A 23315-nucleotide genomic window follows, 5' to 3' on the forward strand; every position below is an offset into this window, starting at 1 on the left:
CGGACGTACCGGGAATATCCATATATAAAGTTGGGTTTTTATTATGCTCCAAATTGTTCGTCGAGGATGCTGGTTACCTGCTGCATATTCTGAATGCTGCTGGTAGCATGTGCAACTTTACCGTTTTTATAGTACATAGTGAACGGAAGTCCCATAAAACCACGACACTCGGGTGCGTTACGAATTACTGCTGCCTCAGGATTATCGAAAGCCATAGTAGCAAACTTTACGTTTGTACGTTCTTCTTCCAACTCTTCCATAACATCGTATACCGGCAGACACATCGGGCCCATGCGGCCACAGCAAACCATTACATTTTCGTTTTCGTTGATGAATTTTTCCAATTCTGCTGCGCTATCAATTTCGTGCAGTGCTGTACTTAATAGTTTCATGATTAAATCAAATTAAAATGTTACTAATTAATGCGTTATCTCTTGAATTATTTCTTTGTCCGACTCAAGATTACCATTTAGGTAATCACCAATAAGATTTTCGGGTGTATCCTGATGGATTCCTACAAACAGATTTATTTTTTGGGAAGCAAACAGCGATATGATCTCTTTTTTGATTTTAAATACAATCACATCGGTAATTCCACGCTGTTCGAGCCACTGCGGCAGTTCATCTACTGTTTCTACAGTTGGTATTTCTACCGACGACTTTCGAACCGCTCCGTCTTCGATCTCGAAAATTTCGTAGAAATTACATCCTCCGAAATATTCGCTCAGTTTATTGTCTGCTATTGGTATGGCTACCCGTCTCATTTTTTGCTTTGTTTTACGTTTACAAAGATAGAGCGAGCCATGATTCCCTGCCAGAATTTAGCGCTGTGAGGTTGTAGCCGGGCAACTGAACTTTAACAGTTTTTTTCCTGTCGTTTGACAGAATTTGTTTTTAAAGCCTGATTTTTGCGAGGAAATGATAAATTTGTATGACTTACAAATGGAACATTCAGAATCATATAACGATTGCCGGCTCGAGCAGTTTTCCGACCTTGAAGAACATAAAACCCGGGTGGAATATTTAAAGGGTGAAAACATTTTTAAACAAGGGGCTTTTGCGCCTTATGTTATTTATGTGGTAAAAGGTCTTGTAAAAGTTTACCTGCAAACCGGTTTCGAAAAACAGCTTAACTTTGCCATTGCCAAACCCGGCGATTTTCTGGCCTTCGCGTCTATCTTTGGCGAGAACGTTCATACCTACTCTACGCAGGCGCTCACCAATGCCGAAATTTGTATGATCGAAAAAGAAAGCCTCAAACAAATTCTGGTCGATCATCCTGAATTTGCGTTGCAGGTGACTTCAAAAAACTACAGGCAGGAAAAACATCTGCTTGAGATCATCAAAAATATTTCGTACAAACAAATGCGTGGCAAACTGGCTTCGGCACTGCTTTACCTTTCTCAGGATGATTTTCTGAGTGAAGATATTTTTAGTTACCTCACCCGCCAGGATCTGGCTGATTTCGCCTCCATATCGGCAGAAAGTGCTATTAAGTTTTTAAAGGAATTTGAAAAAGAAGGCATGATAAGCCTTGATGGCAAAAACATTGACATTACTGACGCGAAGGCGCTGACAACGATCAGTAAAAATGGATAATCGCGGAATTAGCTGCCGAAAGATTCAGTCCAAAAGCAACTACAAAGCAGAACCATTTTAACGGGGTTTAAATCGTATTACAATTGAAATAAATTAGGATGCTTTAATCATTCGATTGATCAAAAGTGGGTACCGACCATTCGAATTCGCCTGTAGCATTGGGTTTGCGCGCCCACGATTTTTCTACGAGAGTCAGTGGATACTCCACCAGGTTAATTACATTTAACTCAGTATCCAGAAAAACCACATTCTCACCATCGGCCGACAATCTGTAATTGGTATGCAAACCGGCCTGAAGTGTATCGCCATCGCACCAAACAATCAGATAGCCCATTTTGCCGATAACAGTTCCTTCAGGGAACTTCCATTTTGAAGGTTCCTTTTTGCTGTCGGAAAGATAATATCCTGAAATATCCTGATCGACGTCAGCAGGATTGTACAGTTCAATCCAATCATCGTATTCACCATCGTGGTCGTAACCATTCTGTGAATTCTTGGGCAGCAATTCATTAATTACAACATCAGGAATTTCCGGTACTTCCGGCTCATCATCATCCTTACTGCACGCGATCACTCCAAAAAGAATTGAAAAAAATAGGACGGATTTAAGGTACTTCATTGAATATTCTCTTTTCTAAATGGCTAGCCACAAAAATGACTAAACTTGATTTAAATTATTTTTGGCTGCGTAAAATACAAATAAATGTTGAAAGCGATTCAAAATTCAGGAAAATAGAAAACCAGGGTTTAAAATGGCTGTAGCTGAAGTTCAAAAAATAAAGATATTTCGGATAATTTTGCAAGGATATCGACTTTGGTTAGCTCGCACAATACGTACTTTTTCTATATCTGTTTTAAATCAATATTTTTCGTTCCTTTAGTATCCCGTAAAATTTATCTTTATAACTACCGGAAACCGGAATTAGATTTTTACCGATTCCTATCCTGTTTATTTCAATATTCTCAATTTTTGAAATGGATACTATATTAGAATAATGAACTCTTTGAAAATCATGCCTTGGTATTGGTAATCAGCTTAGATTTAAAATGTTTTCCTTTTAGAAATTTAATGCAAGTCCAAAACCATTTTCTACCGCCGATATTGTAACTGCCTCACGTTTAATTGCAAATCCTGGTTCAATTACCCGGTATCCTCCGGTTAACGCAATTGTACATCCGGCAAATATTGCGGTTGCCCCAACAGTAAAAATTGCCATTTCATTGCTTGTCAGACCAATTGCTGTTACAGGAATGCCAACAACGATTAATCCAATTGCCATTAATGTTCGTCTTTCCACCTTTTGAAAATTATAAGCTGATACTGCTGTCGCAGGGAGATTATTCTCAAGCGATATATCAGTTTCGTATTTTCGATGGATAGTAAACGGTTCGTTGGTACTTTTAGATTGTAATTCATTTTTCTGACCTTGAGTGAAATTACTTTTTTGAAGTAAACTCGGGGTAAAAATCAAAATTGAATTTTTATCATCGCTTTCCCAAATTTCATTCTCAACTTGAAAGAATTCGTTATTGGAAAATAACCGGATACTCTGTGAGTTTCTTGCATCCTTAATGTATAATGACTTCTTATTAATTAAGCATTGCGTCTTGGCGCTAAGGAACAAAGGGAAGAGAATAAATAAAGTGAAAATTAGTTCTTTCATGGCGATGTAACTTCAGGTTGTTCAGATCAATTATAGAAGTTTCTTTTAGCAGAATGAAATGCCCTTTTTATTCTTTACTATCCTAAATCAATATTTTTCTCTCTTTTAATATCCCGTAAAATTTATCTTTATAACTATCGGAAATTGGAATTAGATTTTTACCGATTCGTATCCTGTTTCTTTCAATATTCTCAATTTTTGAAATGGATACGATATAGGAATTGTGAACTCTTTGAAAATCGTTGTCAGGCAATATCTCTAAAAGATTCTTGAAAGTTTGCAAGGTCATGATCTTTCTGTCGTTGGTATGAATCTGCAAATAATCTTTCATCCCCTGGATAAATAGAATATCGTTAATGACTATTTTCTCAATACGGTGTTCCGTTTTCACGAAGATATAACCATTGGAACTGCTACTGTTTGTTTCCATTAGTTGGTTGTACACCTTATCAACCGATTTTAAGAATCGATCGAAAGTGAAAGGTTTTAAAAGATAGTCGGCAACATCTAATTCATAACCTTTTAGGGCGTATTCATCGTAAGCAGAAGTAATTATTACTTTGGGTTTGTTTTGAAGTGCTTCCAGGAACTGTATCCCCGATAGTTTTTTCATTCTAACATCAAGGAAAATCAGGTCAACAGTATTTTCCTTTAAATACCCGACGGCGTCAATTGCGTTATTGAATCCCTCCAACAGTTCGAGGTAATCTACCTGCACTATATATTCCTTAATCTTTTTTAAGGCAAGAGGCTCGTCTTCTATGGCAATACAATTAATTTTCATTTAGTTCAAGTTCTAAATTTACCGCAAATATCTGATTCCTTGAATCAACAGTCAAATTGTGTTTATTCGGATAGATCAGGTCCAATCGTTTACGAACAGTCTCTAATCCAATGCCATGCCCTTTATCCTTATCCGACTCCAAATTATAAAACTGATTAATACAACAAAATTTTAGAGTGCCATTTTCGATTGCTAATTCTATTACTATCCCATTTTCAATGTTTGAATCGACCGAGTGTTTAAACGCGTTCTCAACAAAAGGGATCATAAGCATTGGCGCGACTTTAATTCCTTTGCAATCGCCTCTAAATGAGTAATTCAGAAACTTTTCATTTTTCAGTCGTAATTTTTCCAGTGCTAGATAGCTTTCCAAATGCTCTATTTCTTTTTGCAGTTCCACCAAATCAAACTTAGCTTCTTTCAGCATGTAACGCATGATATCAGCCAGCATAACCAGTGATTCAGTCGCTTTATCCTGGTCATCGTGAATAAGTGTGTTAATGTTGTGCAATGTATTGAACAAAAAATGCGGATTTATCTGTGAACGAAGTAAGGCTAAAGTGCTTTCATGGTTTTTTCGTTCAAGTTCTGTTTTTAATTTGTTCTTTTTAAACCAATCGGTAAAGAAATAGGCTAAGCCTCCCAGTAGACCGAACAATAAAATGATAATGACATTTATTAAGGCACTTATATATATACCTTTACCACTATCTCTTAAAATAAATAAGTTTAAAGGATACAGCAGTATAATCAGTATCAAAGGATATATCAATAACTTAATATTCTTCAGAATTAGTTTTGTGAAGAAGAAGAAACCGTAAAAGGGAATCGTGAGTACCATTACTGCCAATGTTGGAAATTCATATGTATCCCAAAAAGACAGAGATCCGGATCCCATAAACGCATTCGCAAGAGAATACATTTGGTAAAAAATTCCAACGAATAGAATCCAGATAATCAGCCAGAATCCAATATGTGATAAAATAATTACTGACTTTTTCATAATTCCTTTTCTTTAAATCACTGTTTCAAAGGTCAGATTATATTATTATCTCTAAAAATACATTATATCCCCACTCGTATATTGTCGACATTTCCACTTTTTCTATCTACACTTTAAATTGAAGTGTTATTCGGTTTGACGAGCAGGGCTTACCTCTCGATGATCCAGAGTATTTCGTTTGGTATCAAGAACGTAATATGTTGACTTTTTATCCTGCATCTGTGAATAACCGTATTTTTTGAGTTCCTCGATGATTAGAGCTTTGTAATATTCCGTTATCTGATAAGCTTGCGATGTTTGAGAAGCCTTAAAATCTACAAGAATCTTTATTAGAATATAACGATCTCTTCCTTCTGTATCTGGGATGCCTCCTCCCCCGTTGTCTAAACCTATGAAAATACTCACACTATCAAACTCAGAATAATTGCTTACAATTTCACTTTCAATAGAATCACGGTTCATTTTATCATAAATAATGGCGAGTATACTATCTTGTTCCGGGCCAACACTACCTTCAAAAGTTCTAATTGTTATTAATCCAGGCATCGTGTAAGTAGTATTGTTACAGCTTAAGAAGAGTGCTGTTAATCCAATAAAAAGAAAGTGTATAGATTTCATAACAGGATTAATTTGAATTCATATGGATAATTTAATGTCATGATGTATTAAAGCTGATCAACAATCTGTGCCATCACATAGTAAATAAACGGTGGATTATAATGTCTGCACGATTCGGCATTTCGAACCATTATTATTTGCTCTTCCGGATAAACATACACCAGTTGTCCATACAGGCCAACAGCAAAGAAACTGCCGTATTTTTCAGGCCCCACTCCAAAGTTATACTGATAATCCAATCTACTCCCCTCGCTTACATCTCTTTTTGTGGCTTCGCACACAAATTCTTTTGGAATTATCGCCTTGTTGTCCCATTTGCCTTTTTGCAGGTATAATCGTCCCAGTTTCGCAAGATCAATTGGAGTGGAATTCAACCCTGAAAATGCTTTTTCCATAGCATTTTCACCTTTTCTGTCCATGCTCCAGCTTCCATCATACTGCATGCCTATTTCTTGCCACAACCTGCTTTCTAAATATGCAGATAAGGTGGTATCAACAGCTCTTTCAATTGTCATTGCCAGTAATTGCGCATTTGCACTGCTGTATTTATACTCAGTTCCTTCCGGCGTATCTAATTCGAGCCGGGTCATGTATTTACGGAGATTTCGCCCATAGTAATATTTTGCGTTTCCTGCCAGGGGATTTAATTGGCTGTCATTAAATTTTATACCGGATGTATGTTTCAACAATTGTCGAATCTTCACATCACCAATTTCTGTATCACTGAATTCAGGTAGATATTTTGATACCGGATCGTCAACACTTTTTATTTTGCCTTCTCTTATTGCGATACCTGTTAGCGTTGTTAGAAATGCCTTGGTAATGGAAAATGGATTGAGCAGAGTGGAGTCACTGTAACCTTCACCATAATATTCATAAATCACAGAGTCATTTCTTATTATTAAAAAAGCAGCTGTTTGGGTACAATTACAAAATGACTCAAGATCAACCACCTGAGTTCCAAATGACTTGTTATTTACCAAAATTTCTTTACCAAAATCATTTGCATTTTCAGCTTTGTAGAAACGGAATACATTTGAGTCATCGTGCCTGATCGTTTGAGCGGGGAAAATTTTGTGGTCATCAATATCAGGTATATTGTAGTAAATAGCCCTGCACGAGCTGATTACTATAGCTATAAAAACGATAGCTCCTAATTTGATATTGCTGCTGGGTAGTTTCATTTTTCAGGTATGTCTTTTTAAAAAAGAGTCTTATTGATCTTTATCTTCCATCAACCAGTTCAATTCTTGCCCATTTGAAATTCCAGTGAAGCTGATAATCCCGTATTTAAAGTTCCAGTAAATCTCAAAACCGTTAGTTTCGTCGCCTCTTGAATTGGAATATACGTTTTGGTAACTTTTATTGTTAAATATTTTTATTGCATGGAACTGATACCATTCTCCTTCATATCCCCAATTTGCTGCAATACTTAAAAAACCTTTGTTGTTATCTCCCCATGTTATATCTCCCCGTGGAATATAATTATCAATATCCCTGTATTCTACCGATTTTAAAATTGTAAAGCTCTGCGATCTCCAATCATTATCATAGGTTTTGTTCAGTATTGATATCCAGTTATCATTAGAAGCCTCAATTATTATTTCTTGTTCGTCGGTAACGTAGTCGTAGTCATGATTTCCCAGCGTTGTGTGGGTTCCAGATTCAGTTCTGTAGAAAACCTTTCTCACAAATACAGTGTCAATTGATCCATTACTGCATTTATAGAGCAAGGTGTCGCCTGTACTAAAGATACATCTGTCCTCAATCGGTATCTCATTAATTACAAGCTTTTCTTCCGAACAAGCAGTTACCAATAGGAATGAGAACAACAGAATGCAAATATTTGGTAATGATCTCATGGCGAGAATCAGTTAGTGATTAATTGGTATAAAATTCTGCAATTATTAAATGCTTTAAAAATCCGATATATTCCTGGCAGATTTTTATCGACACTTTCACCTTTTTAATCTATTCTTTAAATATTTTACTGTTACGCATTCTAACATAATTTGTTATGGGCCATTTGTGTTTTGGATATGCTCTTCAAACAGATCCTCAACTTCAGAATTTGAAACACGGATCACAATACGCTTATTTGGGATTAGAAATTGTAGTTAAAAAAATTAATTAGGGCACCAAACTGAAGAACAAAACATTAGCTCGAATATGATTTTGCTTCTAAGGCAGACAGAGTCAATGATTCGGATTGGAAATGTACAACTATTAAAAAGTGTATTATAGCTGTTTGATAATGGAAGTGGCATAAACCCGTAATAAATTATCGCCCGATTTCCTTCGCGCAGGAGAGAGGAATCGGGCGATAATCCGCATTAAAAGAAGTTCTATTCAGGTCTGTCTTATAAGAAATATTTTAATTTCGATTCTTTAAATTATAATGCTTTAAACGTATTAAACGAATGAGCCTTTACTTTTACATTTAAGTACTTCCCTTCGATTTTTACCGAAACCTCCTGCTCTTCATCTGTAAAGTTACCCACCAACACCACATATTTATCATCAGGTGTAAAGACAACCAGAATGGGTATTTTATCTTCTCTTCCGCTTTTAAAAGTTTTGACCACACTTCCCGACGGAACAGAAGTAGTGTAATGTTTTACTGCATAATACTCAGGTGTGTATGTAACCGCTTTTGTTTCAGAATTAACTCTGATCAATGAATTTTGAATCCATCCCCAGCCACTTACACCGTTATCGTATAAAATAGAGTTCCAAAAGGTATATTCTTCACATCCATTACCCAGGTAGTGATTTATTAAATTGAAGGTATGTTCACCGGCACCCCAGTCGAACGATCCCCAGCCACACTCACTTTCAGTTTGAACATATTTATAATCGGGATATTTTTCCCTTAATTTGGGTAATATCTGTCCACCTTCCCACTGAAAACCAACTCCCTGAATGGTTTTCGGCATTCGGGGATCAGAAAGAACTTCATCAATAATATCGTAGCGATTGGTGTTGATCGTTCCCAAATACACCTTCACATCGGGATGATCTTTTTTGAGTGTTGGAGCGAGGTATTCAACGTTAAAACGAATAATTCCATCTGCCGTCCAGGCACAGCCCGGATAAGGGGTATAACTCCAGGCTTCGTTTTGAAACATCACCATTCCAATATCAATTCCCTCTTTTTGATAGGCCGAGATATATTTACTGAAATAGTCGGCATAGGTCTGTAAATAGCGTGGATCCTGTATAAAGTAGTCGTTTTCGGTCACTTGATTTGGAAATACTGATTTGTCCTTATCGTCTACATCCTCAAAAAGGAGATAATCCAGTTTTGGATCCAGTTCATTAAACTCACTGTTGCTCACCACCGAATAGTACTGATTGATTTTCATCCACGATGGCGGAGACCAGGGAGAAATCCAAAATCTTAATTCAGGATTATAACTTTGTGCTGCTTTAATAAATGGAATGATTGATGTCTTATCCCGATCGATATTAAAATACTTTAACTGAAAATCACCCGGCACTTCATCGCAACTGTACCAGTCGCGTGCATAGTCGTTGGCATTCATTGAAAAACGACCAAGGGTATATCTAAGATCACCATCGGGTGCAAACAATTTCTTTAAAATAATCTCCTGTTTTTCGCGTGGTAGCATATTCAGAGCATCCCAGCCTTTTTCGTTAAAGGTTCCTCCCCAGGCTTTAAAGGTCACAATATAATCATCTTCACCAACCGTCAAACTCGTTTCTACATTTGATGTTTTTTCGAGTTGAATCGAAGTTTGTTTCCATATTTCACCTTCGGTACTTGAAGTCCACTGAAATTTTTGTGCATGGGTTATTAATCCTATTAATAGGAATAGTATTACCGGAATTGACCTTCTCATTTTATTCAAAAGTTTTGGTTGATAATTAATGCCGCAAAATTACCCGCATATTAATAATCGTGAGTAAACACATTCAGCATCTTAGCAATATAAACTAATCAGCACCTATCACTGTCAAACCCATAAAATCCTTCTTTAAGAATGCAAAGACCACTCCCTTAAAATCAAAAACAATTATCTTGTAGCTGAAAACAGCATTTACAAATTTTTAGGGTGCAACTCACAGAAGAACAAAAACAACAGCTTGAAGCAGAATGTACTTTTACGGCCTCGCGAAGCAGTGGCGCCGGCGGACAGAATGTAAACAAACTATCTACCAAAGTTGATACGTTTTTCATTATTCAGAACAATATTGTTTTCTAACATTCCAAAGGATAAATTCTCAAAACTAAAAAATGAAGATAATTCAGGAGGTGAATTTATCTTGTGTTTTGGGACCAGGGGGTCCCAGGTTCGAATCCTGGTATCCCGACCTAATAATCAAAGAGTTACAAGATTTATTTCTTGTAGCTCTTTTTTATTTGCACAAAATTTGCACAAAGACACATCAACAAAAGACCTAAAACGAATGAAAATGATGAATTTTAATGAAAGAATCGGTATCTAAACACCTGGGATTTTACAGTTCATGACACATTGTGAAACAGTGCTTGTTTAAAAGATACGGTAAAGGAAAGGCTACGAGCTCAAAATATAGCTTTTCCTTTTTTCTTTGTCCGCGTTGTACTAACCCTTACTAACTATCATGTAATCCAATTGTCCCAATTTTCTGATGTCCTTTTGATTCTTTGGCCTACACTATTTGTCCGAAGGAATAGGTTCTTTAAAACTGTAGCTATAACCAGCCTGTCGTAAAGCGTCAGCTTCGTTGTAAAATATGATGGTCTTCTTTATTTTTCCATCTTTTACCAAAAAGATTTGATTGGCCCATATCGTTGTTTCGTTGCCTCCTTTTTGGAATTTTATAGTTAAAGTTCCCCAACTTGAGATCCATTGCCCGCCATCCTTTACTTCGACATTTGATACAGCAACAGTCTTTTCAACATTCATCGCTACTTTCTCATACAAGTATTCCAGGTTCTGATCCCAAATTAGTAAGGCATCATCTTTATGTATCGAATCACCGATAGAAGGACCATACCCAACATAATCGTCAGCCAAAACTGATTTTAGGGATTCAATATCATGATCCTGAAACGCCTTTTGAAATTTCTCCACAATATTTAGATTCTCTTGAATTGTTTGATTCTGATCGGTACAGGAAAGAATCATAATTCCCAATAGCACCATCATAATGTAATTTACTTTTTTCATATGTATAAATTTTAAATAGATTTTATATGTTCCTGATAATAAGTTCTGTATTCATATTTACAGATAATTGCTTTCGCAGATTGAATAAATTATTGTTCATATTTCGAAATATCAGCATCCAGTACTGAGTAACCGGTTGATATGTCATCAGAACCATCGACTAAAAAAAGCTGTGAGATTTTGTCCTTCAACTGAATTTGTCCTTTTATCGTAACTGCTTCAAAGCGTGAATTAACCTTGAATCCTTTCTCATATTTTAGATAAACAATCTGGTTTTTGGGTGGTGGTGGCGTATGTATACAAGCTCCAACCCATGGAACCAATAAAAATTCTGTCGATTTCTCATCAACATAATCCAGGGGTAACAAATATCCCGAAAGACTTATGGTTGTATTGTCGAGTGCCGTATTTACTGTTTCTGCCTTTTCTTTGCGCAATTCACCTATTTTGGCCCGCATATCCAGCAGGTTGTCAATATTCACACCTTCAGCTTGAAGTTGTTGCTCCAGACTATCAATTTTTGTCTGTTTTTTTATTCGGGAATCAGTATCAATTGCTGCTACTCTTTCCCTGTATTTTGCGACCTGGCTTAAATTGTATAATTGCTCAGAAGATAATTTTGTAAACGGATCATCAAATTCAACTTTTGGTGCAAGCTCACTCCACGATAGTTCTTTGAAGTCTTGCGCCACTCCTGCAAATGCTGATATCAGCAAATAAATTACTACAATCAATTTCATATTTGTATTGTTATTTTTTAACTGTAAGTCCATCCGACATTGATTTTTTATACGATTGATAAGCGGGAATTAATCCGACAAAAGTTCCCAGTACTAAAATGCTTACCAGCAACAGAAATTCGTTTGTCGTAAACCATTCCATTGGGATTATTAATCCTAATTTTTCGGCCACAATGTTTTTACTAAGGATCGCCAGAAGTTGTAAAATTGCGATTCCAACGATCACTCCACTTATAATTACACCGATGGTTTCGATTAAGATTAAACCGAAAATATGTTTGGGTTTTGCACCTGCCGAACGTAAAATTGCCATCTCGCGCCGGCGGTCGTTCAGGCTGGTAATTAATGTGGCCAAAATTCCGCCCAATGCAACAATTAACACCAAAACAGAAATCACAATCAACACTTTTTCTATGGGCCGAACAATTGTCCACAGTTCGGTTAGTGTTACCACCGGCATTATTGCCGATAAAGGTTCAACCTGATAGTTATTCAGTTCACGGTGAACACTCAAAATATCAGCAGGATTCTTCAGACCAAGAAAAAATCCGGTAATAGAATTTTCGGCGTGATCATGGTCATTTCCTTCGTGTTCGTCATGATCATCCAGTACATCCGCGAATACATCGTGCGTAGCTGCGTCGTTGCTATAAAAGTGTGAATGAATGGCATCTATGGCAAAAAGCGAAACAAAAACAGTTTGATCAACGGGAGTGCCGGTTGGATTCAATATCCCGGAAATGGTAAATTTTTCGGCATCGTGTTTTACAAATTCTTCTTTTCCCATGCCATGGGTCACCACCACCTTATCGCCAACCGCATAACCAAGTTCTTTTGCCACTTTTACTCCAAGAACACAATTCATTTCCTCTATGTCGGGCGTTCCCGATTTTGTTTGAATCGTTTGGTTTTGGCCATATTTAAAATGCGTGAAGAATTCGGCATTTGTGCCTAAAACAGGAAAACCTTTGTGCGAATCGCCCAGCGAAAGCGGAATACTCCACGAAACTTCGGGCATCGCGGAAACTGTTTCATAGGTTTCCCAACTGACATTCTGATTGGAATAACCAATATGAAAAACCGTAGATAAGAGCAAGGAAATATTTCCTGTTCGGGCCCCCATCACCAGGTCGGTGCCCGAAATGGTACTGGTAAAACTTTCGTGAATACCAGAGCGGATCCGTTCAACTCCAAGTAACAGAATCACACTTAAGGAGATGGAGAGAATACTAAGCAAAAGTGTTGCCTTTCGGTAGCGAATACTTTTTAGTGCAAGTTTTAAGATGAATTTCATAGGGCACCTCCTTCGCTTTTTTGTTCCGTATGAATAATTTCTCCGTTTTCGAGGTGTGCACTTTTGTCAAACAGATGCGAGAACTTTTTATCGTGGCTTACAAAAACCAGGGTAGTTTGGTTGGCCGAGCATTCTGCCAAAAGCAAGCTAATAAATGCCTGTTGTGCTTTTTCATCCAACGAAGAAGTGGGTTCGTCGGCAATAATAATCTCGGGGCTTCCGATAAGGGCACGACAGGCAGCCACACGTTGTTGCTGCCCCACACTTAATTCGGTTACCGGTTTGTGTAGCACTTCCTTACTTGCCAAACCTACATGATTCAGTAAACGAATGGCTTCGTTTTTTGCATTAGTTCCTGATACTTCGAAAGCTTTGTTTCGTTGCTTCGAAAATTGGCAGGGAAGCGTAACATTTTCGATAACCGAAAGATAAGGCACCAGGTTAAACAGCTGGAAAATATAGCCCATATGTTTGGCACGAAATTCATCACGTTCGCTGGCTTTCATTTTATTTATGGACAGCCCCAGCAATTCAATGGCTCCTTTTTGAGGAACGGTTATTCCTGCAAGCAAACTTAAAAGCGAGGTTTTACCGCTTCCGCTTTCTCCCTGAAGAAAAAAACGTTCACCTTTGGCAATACTCAAATGGTCAATTTTGAGCAGTGTCTTCTCCTGTCCGTTCCATTTAAATTCAAGATCTTTTATGTTGATTTGTTTCATAAAATCTTTTGTAGCACAATTTAAAATGAGCTGCCGACTGAAATGTACCAGGCAAAATCCTCGTTACTCCAAGCCGCATCAACTCCCAGTCGTATCCGAAATAGTTTTTTTAATGCAAACCTAAACCCACCTCCATAATTGTAAATCCAATCGGCATCTTTAAATTTAGCAAAATCATTCATTGCTTTTGCACTTCCCACAAAACCAAGCACCGACAATTCCTTATAAAAAGCCCATCTCCACTGTGTTTCTGCTAAAATTAAATTATCTCCCTGGTAGCGCATGGCAGGTACCCCACGTAAATCTACATAAGGTTTGGCATAAAACGGTGCATTGTTTTCAACAAATTGTCCTTCGAAACGAACCGCGCCATATATTTTCTGTGCAGGATTAAAATAATACTTGGTAAAGAGTTCCATTTTGGCAAAATTCTCATCACCACCGAAAAAAGTGGCGTTGTAATCGAGATACAAACCTGCATCGAATCCTTTATCAGGAGAAAATGTATTTTTCACATTTTGAAAACTAAATACCAGGCCCAACATGCCCAATTTGGAAGTACCCGTAATATTATTAATCAAAGAATCCAATCCCGGGGAAGTGGTATTTATATCCGGTCGGATCACTGTTTTCGAAAAAATATAACGGGGACCGAGAAAGAGATTTGTTTCGCCTAGACGGAATAATAATTTATGAGCTGTGCCCCAAAGATTAAGCTTTACTTTTATCGGTATAGTGGCAGAAAGAATTTTCTCATAAAAAGCGATGTTAACCTCTGATTTAACAACAACACCTGTATAGCGGAGATGATCATTAAAAAAGGTTTCTGAATGTGCTGCCCCATATAACCACGATTTGTTCATTGTCATTCCACCAAATATCCCTGAAACAGTGGCCGGAGTATTCTTTCTCAAACTACGTTTGTTTGAGTGCAGATACCCAAGAGCCACACCGCCTCCAAACCCGCCCAGTGCTGGTTCTGTTACAATCATCGGAATTGGCAATAGTCCTTTTTGGTCATTTGTAAACCGGCTTGTATCTGACTCATCAAAATATAATTCATCCAACATGTCATTCATTTTCTGAACGTTTCGTATCGGTCTCTGTGCATTTACCACAACTGAGAGTATCAGGAATAAAAACGACAAGAAGAGCGGTTTGAAAAAACCAGAAGAATAAACGAATCCAAAAACTTTGGATACGATACTTTTTATATGTTTCTTTTTGTAAAAATTCATGCCTAATACTTTACTCCGCTCTACTACCACCAGCGGATTACAATGTAAGTCCGTGCAGGTAATTTTTCCCCCTGATACCGAACCGATAGGTTATTCCCAAAGTAAACTGGTTCCGACTGCCAAGGAAGTTATACATTCCTGTTAATTGATACCGTTTATTGTGTTGGTAGTTAAATCCAACCGACATACTCCATGGGGAGTATAATTTTTTATTAAATGCATAATATAAATTTGTACCGTTGGGAGTAAACTCCACTTTCATTTTACGTGTTTCGGAAGCATCAAAAACCATGTCATCCAAATCGAACATACCGGCTTTCATAACTGAATCTGCCAGGTTCCAAAGTATGGGTGCGGGTACATCTTCATCCTTCACCTCTACATTAAAATCATCAACGTGCCATTGGTGCGCCTGTAGCAGCGCATTTGTTTCTTGTACCGATTTTATAACGGGATCCATGGGTTGCTCGCACGAAACAAATACCAGTATCGCCGTTAACACCATTAAACTTAATTTCCTTATCATATCCTTATTTTCTCATTTATATCCTATTACTGCCACGAACTTCCAAAAACAACATAGAATGCAAAATCTTTTCCATTACCCATGGCAAAATCCAATCCTGTGTGAATACCCATCATTCGCGCCAGTTTATATCGAAATCCGCTGCCTACGGTGTACGTAAAATCAATATCGTTAAAGGTACTTGCATCTTTAAATGCTTTTCCCACACCTGTAAAACCAACTACTGACCACCGCCGATAAAAATTGTAACGCCATTCAGTTTCTGCAACAAGTACATTGTCGCTTTGGTAGCGCATGGCCGGAATTCCCCGGAGCGATACAAATGGATAGGCGTAAAATGGCCCGTCACCCAACATAAAACTGCCGTTAAAACGCCAGCCCGAAAAGAGTTTCGGACCAATAGGCAAATAGCCGTAAAAGTTGGTTTTAAGAATGCTGTAGTTATCGTCGGACCCGAGCCATTTGGCCGAGTGGTTTATGGATAATTCAGAATTAATTCCTTTTGTTGGTGTAAAAACATTGTCTCTGCTATCATAAACAATTTGTGGTTTTATGGTAACAATTTGAGAATTTACATTTAAGCGTTTAATTATTTCGTTCAGCAAACGGTTACCTTCAATGGTATCCAGCGTAACTGTACTATTAAAATGGGTGTACGAAGCACCGACATAAAACTGAGATTCAGCGATACGTAGTTGTAATTTCTGATAAAAAACCCATGCATCCAGGTTTACGGTAACGGGATTATTTTCCAGGATTTCATTATTATTTCCATAATAATCGATTCTTAAATCGGGTTTAAAAATCACTGTCATACTACGAACCCGGTTTTCACCAAAAGTATGGGAATGAAATCCTCCAACTCCCCATGTTCTGTTGGATGTTACTAAACCTATCAACCCGGAAACATCAGGCGGTACGTAACTTTTATATTTGGTTTTACGATTGTGAAAATACAATAGCGCAACAGCACCGCCATACCCGGTTGCAGGCTCTGTAATAGGCGAAATAACGGGTAATACTCCCCGATGTTCCAACAAAAAGGAGCTTACATCAAAAGCTCCGTCAACAGAATCCTTAAAGGATATTTTTTTCCCTTTAACGGCAACGTTCATCGAATCGGTTTGCGCAAGGACAGAAACTGCCGGAATCAAAAGTGAAAAAAAACAAATCAATGCAACATAAACATGTGCCGAAAAAGCTGTACCAATCCTTCTCCAAACTGTTCTGAAATTTGAGTGAATTCGGCAAAATGCATTTGTTTTTCCAGGAAAGACAAAACCTGAAAAAGGATTTATGTTGACTTTAACTTTTCGCAAGTTGTGGACAACTATTTTTCGAATTTTCAGTTGAATTTTCTTATCCAATTTATTTTCTATTATTGTTTTTCTTGTACTCATAAAGTTATCTCTGTTGGGCATATTATAGAGTTGCGGTAAAAACTCCTTTGTTCATTGTGTTAATTTTTATGCTTTCATTATAAACCATATATACAACCGTTCTCTATTTGCATCTATTCTTGATTGTTAAGAAATACTTGTTGCTCTTCAGGCGACAACCAGCCTCCGCCAAGTGCTTTGTAAAGCAAAATATAGGAGTTTAAAATATTTAAGCGATTGGCCAGTAAATCAAGTTGAGCGGAAAAGGATTGGCGCTGCTGTTCCAGTACTTCCAGATAGGTAGTTGATCCCTCCTCGTAACGAACATACGCTAATTCTTCTGACTCCATTGCCGTTGATGTTCGGGACTCCTGAGCAATTAACTCCTCCTCGTAGGTGGAAATATTTACCAGCGCATCTTCAACTTCCTTAAATGCGTTGAGGACAGTCTGCTCGTATTGCAATAGTGCAACCTGGGCATCTTGTCTGGCCAGCTCAACGCGCGCTTTATTTTTACCATATTGGAAAATAGGTCCGAATAAACTCCCTCCTGCCGACCATGTCAATCCCATAGCATTCAGTGATGTAAGATCGCTGCTTGCTACTCCCATTAGACCAGTTAAACTTAAGGATGGCCAGCGTAAGGCTTCTGCCACGCCTATTTGGGCAGTGCTTACCCTGTATAGCGCTTCACTTTGTTGAATGTCCGGTCGGCGAGTAAGTAATTCTGATGGTATTCCTACCGGAATATCCAACTGATACTTATGTTGATAAAAAGGTTTTCCTTTTTCAATTTCATGCGGAGCTTCTCCAATCAGTATGCTTAACGCATTCTCATAATTTGCAATAATTCGTTTATATACGGGAACAATAGTGGCTGCCACATCACGTTGTATTTTGGCCTGATTATAATCCATTAGCGAAATCAAACCACCTTCGTATTTATCACGCATAATTATCAGCCCGCTATCTCGTGAAGCCACAGTATTACTGGCAATCTGCAGTTGATCTTGGGAGGCCAGTATGGAATAATAGGTTGATACTACTGCACTTACAATTCCCAATTTAACCGTTTGTTGGGCAAATTCGCCGGCCAGGTAGGTTGCCTGGGCTGCTTCATTCAATCGCCTGTATTTTCCCCAAAATCCAATTTCCCATCCTACCTGTGGATAGACATTAAAACTGCTGGAAGTATTACCTGAAAATCCGGAAGCCGAAACACCAGCCCCATAATGAAACGCCGGCCATTGGTCAGCTTTCGTATAGGCAATATTTATTTTGGCTGATTCAAGTCGTGAAGCTGCAATTCGCACATCCTTGTTATTCAATAAGGCCTTTTTTACCAGCGTGTCTAAAACTTCATCTTCGAACAATTCCCACCATAGTAAATTTACTTCATCATTATTATCAGATGTATCAAATCGAAAACCAGCAGGATTCTGTGTTACCGGTTTTGTAAAATTGGGCCCCATCATACACCCGGACAAACCAAGTAAGAAAAGTAACAGAGCGTATAAATATTGTCTTTTCATTTTAAAATTATTTATTCCGGATTATCAACCACACCTTTGTCTTGTACATCTGTATTTTCTTTTACTCGTTTTGATTTACGCCACTGCTTATTAGCTTCAAGCGTTTTTTGAGCCAGAACAACATAACTTACTGCAACCATTATTTGCAAAACACGAAGCCAAACCTTACTGCCTGCATCTGCCGTGCTGGTAAGCGACTGGCCAATGATCAACAAAAAAGTAGAAAACCCCATACCATACAAGGGAGCCATTTTCCCTCCTGAAAAAAGCTTTCCGGCAACGAATAAACTTACAGTAGCTATAAGCAATACAAAAAACAGGTAGCTGGGTACAATCACCAAAAGTTCGTAAACGACAATGGATGCGATACCTCCGGCCAGGTTTCCTACCAGCATGGCGATGGCATTCTTTGAGCCAAAAGCCGGTTGCATTGATAACACTACTACAAAAATCAGAATCAACAAACTTCCGGTAAACTGAAACGCAAAAAATAACAGCACAACAGGAAAAACAATTAAGAGCGTTTCCAATGCCTTTGTAAAACGAATATTCTCCGGAATAGCTTGAGCAGCACTCTTTTCTACACTCTTTTTTTGTGCTTGTACGTGATCTGGAATTAGCGTAAAAACCATCCACACAAGAAGGATGGTTACGCATACACCAAAAATAAATATAAGCGTGAAACCAAAAGCAACTGCCGTTCCCATCATCCCAAGCATGGGCATTACAAGCAATATCATTAATATAAATAACTTAAGTGTGGATGTTAGTTTGGTGGTATAAAAAACAGATAACATGATTAGTGCAAGCAGTGGGACAAAAAATACGATGTATTGAACAAAGTACTTTGTAGTCAGAAAACCAATTACCGTTAGAATTGCGATAATACCTACAAATGATATTCCTCCCTTAAGCGTAGGCATCTTCGTTCCAACACCCAGAAAGCTCAAAGACAGAACAGGTGTTAAATAAGCCATATCCCATGCAAAAGCCATAGCCACCGACATCATTATGGTTGCACCCAAAGCATACCTTAACATCGGAATATTTTCGGATGCTACCGGAACAAAGAAAATTCTATGGGAAGAACTACCTGACATAAGAAAGCCATGAATTAAGCCAAATACGGAAATTAGCCAATTTGTATAAAATCCCCTGATTTTTGGTAAAAACGACCACATCTGCCCGGCCACCAGCCCGGCAGATACGTTTTGCATCTTCATCGGTAAAAGCAATTGTTATAGGAAAGCGTTGAGGATCCTGCAACCAGGAACTGGAACTATTTATTGCGGGTAATCCACCACGATTAACTTTATTACCTGAGTCAACCCCATTTCCAATGCCCCGTACCGTTCCGGTAAATATTTTGCCCGGTGCAACATCGAGAATAAACTTTACAGGGTCACCAATTTTCATATTCGAAATATTATTCTCTTTAAAATCGGCCTGAATCCAAATGTCCTGTTTCGAAACCAATGTGGCAAGCGCTTGTCCTTGTTGTCCCAAATAACCGACATCAATATTAAAACTTTCAATAAATCCGTCGTTTGGTGCGTAAACCGATGTGAATGATAAATTCAACTCAGCCTGTTCCACCTGGGCTAATGCCAGTCGCAATTGTGGATTCTCAGGACCAGCAACTCCCAGCTGTTCTTTGGCTATTTCAAGATTTGCTTCTGCTGAAGCCAATCGTTCCTGTGCCTGGCTTAGTGATGTTTCAACACGATCGATATCTGCCTGAGACACTGCACCCGGATTTTTATTGATCAATCGTTGGGTTCGATCATAGTTACGTTGGGCACGATCGAGCTGGGCCCTGGAAACTCCAACACTGCTTGCAGCGGCTTTCACATTAGCCCCGTTCACCCCCATTTGTTGCATTGTATAATCCAAATTCGCCTGTGCCTGACGTAAAGCAACATTAAACGGAGACTTATCCAATTGAAACAGGAGATCATCAGCCTTAACAGCACTGTTTAACTTTACACGAACATCAGTTACATAACCACTTACTCTTGGCGAAATTGGGATTACCAGTTCGGTAACCCTTGCCTGTTGTGTATAGGGTGTATTCCTGTCGGATAAAACGTACCAAACAAAAATTAAAGCCGCCAACAGCAAGGTTACTCGTGTAACCCACACCATTGATGGCGTTTTTTTCTTTTTTTGTTGACCTGCATCCTGCTTTGCTTTGGTTTCTGCCATAACGCTATTTTGTATTTATTTTCTGGGACTCTGTTCTAAAATACCTACTCTTCATATATCATTTCCACATCATCTATTATCAATTCGCTGCCCACGGCTCCGGCAAAAACAGCTCCGGCATAGCTCGATGAAGCCACAAAAGTGATGTGGGTAGGCAACATATATGCAGCCGAATCGGCCGCAACAAAATCAACATCTTCTTCCCTCATATATTCCGGATAGGAATCGTCAAGCGGGCCATAAACAAATTCAACTTCCTTTTCAACCAGGTCCGGCTGATTTGCATCACTTCTGAACCAGGCTGTTCCAAGGCGCTGCGTCTTCCCGGCCAGCCGGACCTCCAGAAGTGCATATATATCGCAGTTGTCATCGAAATCCAATACATTACCGTAGCGGTCTTCATTGGTTTCTCCCGGAACATAAGAATACTTAAACCTGATTTTATCTGGCCTGCCGGTAAATGGAGTTCCAAAAACAACAGCAGCTTCCGGATCCGTTGGATCAAGCTTGTCGGAATCGAAATAACCGGTAAACAGCGATCCTGCGGCAATTGGAGTTTTTAGTGGAATTCCTGCCAAACCAAGGTCGTAGGTTTCCATATGTGCGGCCAGGTTTCCGCCACCAAGATCGAAAGGTGTAGTAGCCAATTTTCCTAAAATTCGAGTTCCAGGATTTCCTGTTCCCCAAATGGTTGACGCCGCATCGGCTCCGGGTTCATAATATCCCGAACTGGTTTTGTACCAGGCATTCAAATCACCATTCGCGAGCTGCGGTGTAGCCGAGGCAATAAAAGATTTGACTGTCCAGACATGAACATTGCCATCTTCAGAAGTTACATTTATCGTGGCATCACTGCTGAGGTCGATCTCCTCTCCAATCGCTAAACTGGCTGTAGCAAAGCTTGAAACTGTGAGTTCCTGAACAGCGAGTGCTGTCAGATCTACTCCGGCTGGAATTTCAACGGTAACTGTTTGGGTAGTTAGGTCGATAACGGCATTCCCGGCCTGGTTACTCACTAAAAATTTCTTAATATTTCCGTAAGGCGATAATCCGAAATAATCTTCTTTTACACAAGAGACGATAACAAGTATCAGCAAAATAGTATATATTATCCTTTTCATACTATTAAAATTATTTGTTTTAAAAGGTATAGTATGGAACTCGTCCCGAAAATTCGGGACTCGTTTCATTTTCATAGTTTTTATGGTTACTTGTTTGCACCGAAATAGTAGGCCAATCCCAATTGCAGCGATAGCAGATCAATATTAAAATCTACATTTTGCCTTACTTCTCTTGATTTTGGGCCATTGTTTTTACTGCTTTCAGAAACTCTTAAATCATAGCCTAACACATTCAATTCTACTTCAAAGGCAAAATTCTCCATAGCAAAAAATGTAATCCCCGGACTTAGCCCAACTCTGAAATGGAAGTCGTCACCATATATTTTTTCAATCTCATCCAGATTTTTGGTATTGCGGGTTAACGAATTAGTTTTTCCAAATGTCAAACCGATTTCGGTAAAAAAGCTTAGACGTTCACTTTTTGTAAGCGGAACGGATGAACGGATTGCAGGTGTTACTGCAAATCCCCTGCTAATTGTGTTCGACTGGAGTGTGTCCGGATCGCGATAAATCGTACCAGAAAACTTATCCTGAAAATAGTTGAGATTTAATAAAACCATTCCGTAATCGCCGGTGTAGTATCCTCCTTTTACCAGCACATCATATGACAGACGATCGCCATCAATAACCTGCTGAATGAGGTAATCCGTATTTTCCAGTTTTTTATCGGTGAGAGAGAATGCCAATCCGGCAAAAAAATTGCCTTTTTTAAAGGGCTTGAATTTCCCGGAATAGTAGCTCGACAACAAATCATATGGTGTTTGTTTCTCATCAACCGATAATGTATCCTCTTGTGCTAACAGATTTATAGCATAAAACAGGATGAATAGTGACAATATAATTTTCTTCATTTGTATTTAGATTATAGAGTTTGCTTGTTCTTTTCTGGCATGGCTACAAATGATTATTGCGGGTACTCTTAATATTGAATATGGTTGTTTTTTATAAAATCCTTCTTAATAAACTGTGGAGTAAAAATGATTATTCCAATTTCAAATCCAGCAGCCTTGCTCCCGTCGAAGCTTGCTCCGTATGATATTGCCGGAATGATGTAGTCGTTGGGTTCCCATCTTAAACCAACTTTATATTCCGGTTTTGAATAGACATTTCCTTCTGTCCCAAAAGCCTCGGCTATAATCGCCGTTTTAGGGATAATTTTATAAATGGCAAGCCTGGATGACCAGGTAAAACCCCAGGCTGTTTCCTTATTGTTTCCGTGATCGAAATCAACCAGTGCTCCCGGCATAATATCCCACGAAACAGCATTATTAAATAAAGAGACGGTGAAAGGTATAGCTGTCCAGACATTCTTGTGCAGCTCCGAGTAGTTAAATTCGTCGTAATAGCCCGGTGACTTCCCAAATCCTAAAAATGCAGCACCTCCGCCGTTTTTCTTTTCATTTACCCAGAACATATACTTGGCATAAACGGTGGTAGTAAAATGCTGGTTGTAGTCCTTTACACGGTAATCGCGATACAGGTTGCCCTGGGCAAAAAACTCGAAACGGTCGATGAGTGCAAACGACATGAGTAGAGTGGAATTCCTTTGCCCGCTTGTGACAACAAAAGTACCGGTACCGTGTGGCATCGTTAAGTAATTGTCCGAGTTAAATTGTTGTGCATGTAACAAAAATGAAGGAAATAAAAGCATACATGCAAATAATGTTTTGATCTTTCTTACCATAGTTATTTTTGTTAAATAGTTGCTAAATTCTT

The 23315-nt window shown here is 38.5% G+C and carries 25 protein-coding genes; 2 read left to right on the plus strand and 23 right to left on the minus strand.

Annotated elements, in window-relative coordinates; genetic code table 11:
- Positions 1-41: 41 nt before the first annotated feature.
- Together WFY05_RS10015 and WFY05_RS10020 are read right to left on the minus strand one after the other, a co-directional pair.
- The gene (locus WFY05_RS10015) at positions 42-392 is read right to left on the minus strand and encodes a thioredoxin family protein (protein ID WP_340112692.1); all 351 of its coding nucleotides are present in this window, start codon (positions 390-392) and stop codon (positions 42-44) included.
- A gap of 27 nt (positions 393-419) precedes the next feature.
- Positions 420-764, minus strand: a complete 345-nt coding sequence (locus tag WFY05_RS10020) for a NifB/NifX family molybdenum-iron cluster-binding protein (protein ID WP_340112693.1) — start codon at positions 762-764, stop codon at positions 420-422.
- Positions 765-942: 178 nt separating this feature from the next.
- Here WFY05_RS10020 and WFY05_RS10025 point away from each other — a divergent pair, with 178 nt between their 5' ends.
- Entirely contained in the window at positions 943-1599 is a 657-nt protein-coding gene (locus WFY05_RS10025) for a Crp/Fnr family transcriptional regulator (RefSeq protein ID WP_340112694.1), read from the plus strand.
- 103 nt (positions 1600-1702) lie between these two features.
- On the opposite strand, the gene WFY05_RS10030 is transcribed toward WFY05_RS10025, so the two are convergent.
- From WFY05_RS10030 to WFY05_RS10065, 8 genes are all read right to left on the minus strand, one after another.
- A complete protein-coding gene (locus WFY05_RS10030; RefSeq protein ID WP_340112695.1) occupies positions 1703-2218 on the minus strand; it encodes a lamin tail domain-containing protein in 516 nt (171 codons plus the stop codon).
- 439 nt (positions 2219-2657) lie between these two features.
- The gene (locus tag WFY05_RS10035; protein ID WP_340112696.1) at positions 2658-3263 is read right to left on the minus strand and encodes a hypothetical protein; all 606 of its coding nucleotides are present in this window, start codon (positions 3261-3263) and stop codon (positions 2658-2660) included.
- An 82-nt stretch (positions 3264-3345) separates the two neighbouring features.
- Entirely contained in the window at positions 3346-4047 is a 702-nt protein-coding gene (locus WFY05_RS10040; protein ID WP_340112697.1) for a LytR/AlgR family response regulator transcription factor, read from the minus strand.
- The gene (locus WFY05_RS10045) at positions 4037-5050 is read right to left on the minus strand and encodes a sensor histidine kinase (RefSeq protein ID WP_340112698.1); all 1014 of its coding nucleotides are present in this window, start codon (positions 5048-5050) and stop codon (positions 4037-4039) included. The genes WFY05_RS10040 and WFY05_RS10045 overlap by 11 nt, the downstream gene beginning before the upstream one ends.
- Before the next feature lie 126 nt (positions 5051-5176).
- Positions 5177-5668, minus strand: a complete 492-nt coding sequence (locus WFY05_RS10050; RefSeq protein ID WP_340112699.1) for a hypothetical protein — start codon at positions 5666-5668, stop codon at positions 5177-5179.
- Positions 5669-5715: 47 nt separating this feature from the next.
- Complete coding sequence (locus WFY05_RS10055; RefSeq protein ID WP_340112700.1) at positions 5716-6852, minus strand: serine hydrolase domain-containing protein; 1137 nt, start codon at positions 6850-6852, stop codon at positions 5716-5718.
- Between the two features lie 30 nt (positions 6853-6882).
- Positions 6883-7530: a hypothetical protein gene (locus WFY05_RS10060; RefSeq protein ID WP_340112701.1), complete on the minus strand. Its 648-nt coding sequence runs from the start codon at positions 7528-7530 to the stop codon at positions 6883-6885.
- A gap of 531 nt (positions 7531-8061) precedes the next feature.
- The gene (locus WFY05_RS10065; RefSeq protein ID WP_340112702.1) at positions 8062-9531 is read right to left on the minus strand and encodes a glycoside hydrolase family 30 protein; all 1470 of its coding nucleotides are present in this window, start codon (positions 9529-9531) and stop codon (positions 8062-8064) included.
- A gap of 213 nt (positions 9532-9744) precedes the next feature.
- Between WFY05_RS10065 and WFY05_RS10070 the strand changes: the two genes are divergently transcribed.
- Positions 9745-9894, plus strand: a complete 150-nt coding sequence (locus WFY05_RS10070) for a hypothetical protein (RefSeq protein WP_340112703.1) — start codon at positions 9745-9747, stop codon at positions 9892-9894.
- A gap of 435 nt (positions 9895-10329) precedes the next feature.
- On the opposite strand, the gene WFY05_RS10075 is transcribed toward WFY05_RS10070, so the two are convergent.
- The 13 genes from WFY05_RS10075 to WFY05_RS10135 form a co-directional block, all read right to left on the minus strand.
- Positions 10330-10845, minus strand: coding sequence for a nuclear transport factor 2 family protein (locus WFY05_RS10075; protein WP_340112704.1), 516 nt, complete (start codon positions 10843-10845; stop codon positions 10330-10332).
- An 89-nt stretch (positions 10846-10934) separates the two neighbouring features.
- Positions 10935-11585 (minus strand): DUF3299 domain-containing protein, encoded by a 651-nt coding sequence (locus WFY05_RS10080; RefSeq protein WP_340112705.1) that lies wholly within the window; start codon positions 11583-11585, stop codon positions 10935-10937.
- 10 nt (positions 11586-11595) lie between these two features.
- Positions 11596-12879 carry an ABC transporter permease gene (locus tag WFY05_RS10085; protein ID WP_340112706.1) on the minus strand — a complete coding sequence of 428 codons (1284 nt, stop codon included), beginning with the start codon at positions 12877-12879 and terminating at the stop codon, positions 11596-11598.
- Positions 12876-13598 carry an ABC transporter ATP-binding protein gene (locus WFY05_RS10090; protein WP_340112707.1) on the minus strand — a complete coding sequence of 241 codons (723 nt, stop codon included), beginning with the start codon at positions 13596-13598 and terminating at the stop codon, positions 12876-12878. Before WFY05_RS10090 ends, WFY05_RS10085 begins: the two co-directional genes overlap by 4 nt.
- Before the next feature lie 20 nt (positions 13599-13618).
- Complete coding sequence (locus WFY05_RS10095) at positions 13619-14677, minus strand: BamA/TamA family outer membrane protein (RefSeq protein ID WP_340112709.1); 1059 nt, start codon at positions 14675-14677, stop codon at positions 13619-13621.
- Between the two features lie 196 nt (positions 14678-14873).
- Entirely contained in the window at positions 14874-15362 is a 489-nt protein-coding gene (locus WFY05_RS10100; RefSeq protein ID WP_340112710.1) for a hypothetical protein, read from the minus strand.
- A gap of 26 nt (positions 15363-15388) precedes the next feature.
- Positions 15389-16762, minus strand: a complete 1374-nt coding sequence (locus WFY05_RS10105; protein WP_340112711.1) for a BamA/TamA family outer membrane protein — start codon at positions 16760-16762, stop codon at positions 15389-15391.
- A 113-nt stretch (positions 16763-16875) separates the two neighbouring features.
- On the minus strand, positions 16876-18273 hold the full coding sequence (locus WFY05_RS10110; protein ID WP_340112712.1) for an efflux transporter outer membrane subunit: 1398 nt from the start codon (positions 18271-18273) through the stop codon (positions 16876-16878).
- Positions 18274-18284: 11 nt separating this feature from the next.
- Positions 18285-19313 (minus strand): MFS transporter, encoded by a 1029-nt coding sequence (locus tag WFY05_RS10115; RefSeq protein WP_340112713.1) that lies wholly within the window; start codon positions 19311-19313, stop codon positions 18285-18287.
- 49 nt (positions 19314-19362) lie between these two features.
- Positions 19363-20478, minus strand: coding sequence for an HlyD family secretion protein (locus WFY05_RS10120; RefSeq protein ID WP_340112714.1), 1116 nt, complete (start codon positions 20476-20478; stop codon positions 19363-19365).
- Between the two features lie 44 nt (positions 20479-20522).
- Complete coding sequence (locus WFY05_RS10125; protein WP_340112715.1) at positions 20523-21599, minus strand: PCMD domain-containing protein; 1077 nt, start codon at positions 21597-21599, stop codon at positions 20523-20525.
- Between the two features lie 86 nt (positions 21600-21685).
- On the minus strand, positions 21686-22450 hold the full coding sequence (locus tag WFY05_RS10130) for a hypothetical protein (RefSeq protein ID WP_340112716.1): 765 nt from the start codon (positions 22448-22450) through the stop codon (positions 21686-21688).
- Positions 22451-22518: 68 nt separating this feature from the next.
- Complete coding sequence (locus WFY05_RS10135) at positions 22519-23283, minus strand: hypothetical protein (RefSeq protein WP_340112717.1); 765 nt, start codon at positions 23281-23283, stop codon at positions 22519-22521.
- Positions 23284-23315: the final 32 nt, after the last annotated feature.

It is taken from the genome of Maribellus mangrovi (assembly GCF_037646455.1).
Lineage (GTDB): Bacteria > Bacteroidota > Bacteroidia > Bacteroidales > Prolixibacteraceae > Draconibacterium > Draconibacterium mangrovi_A.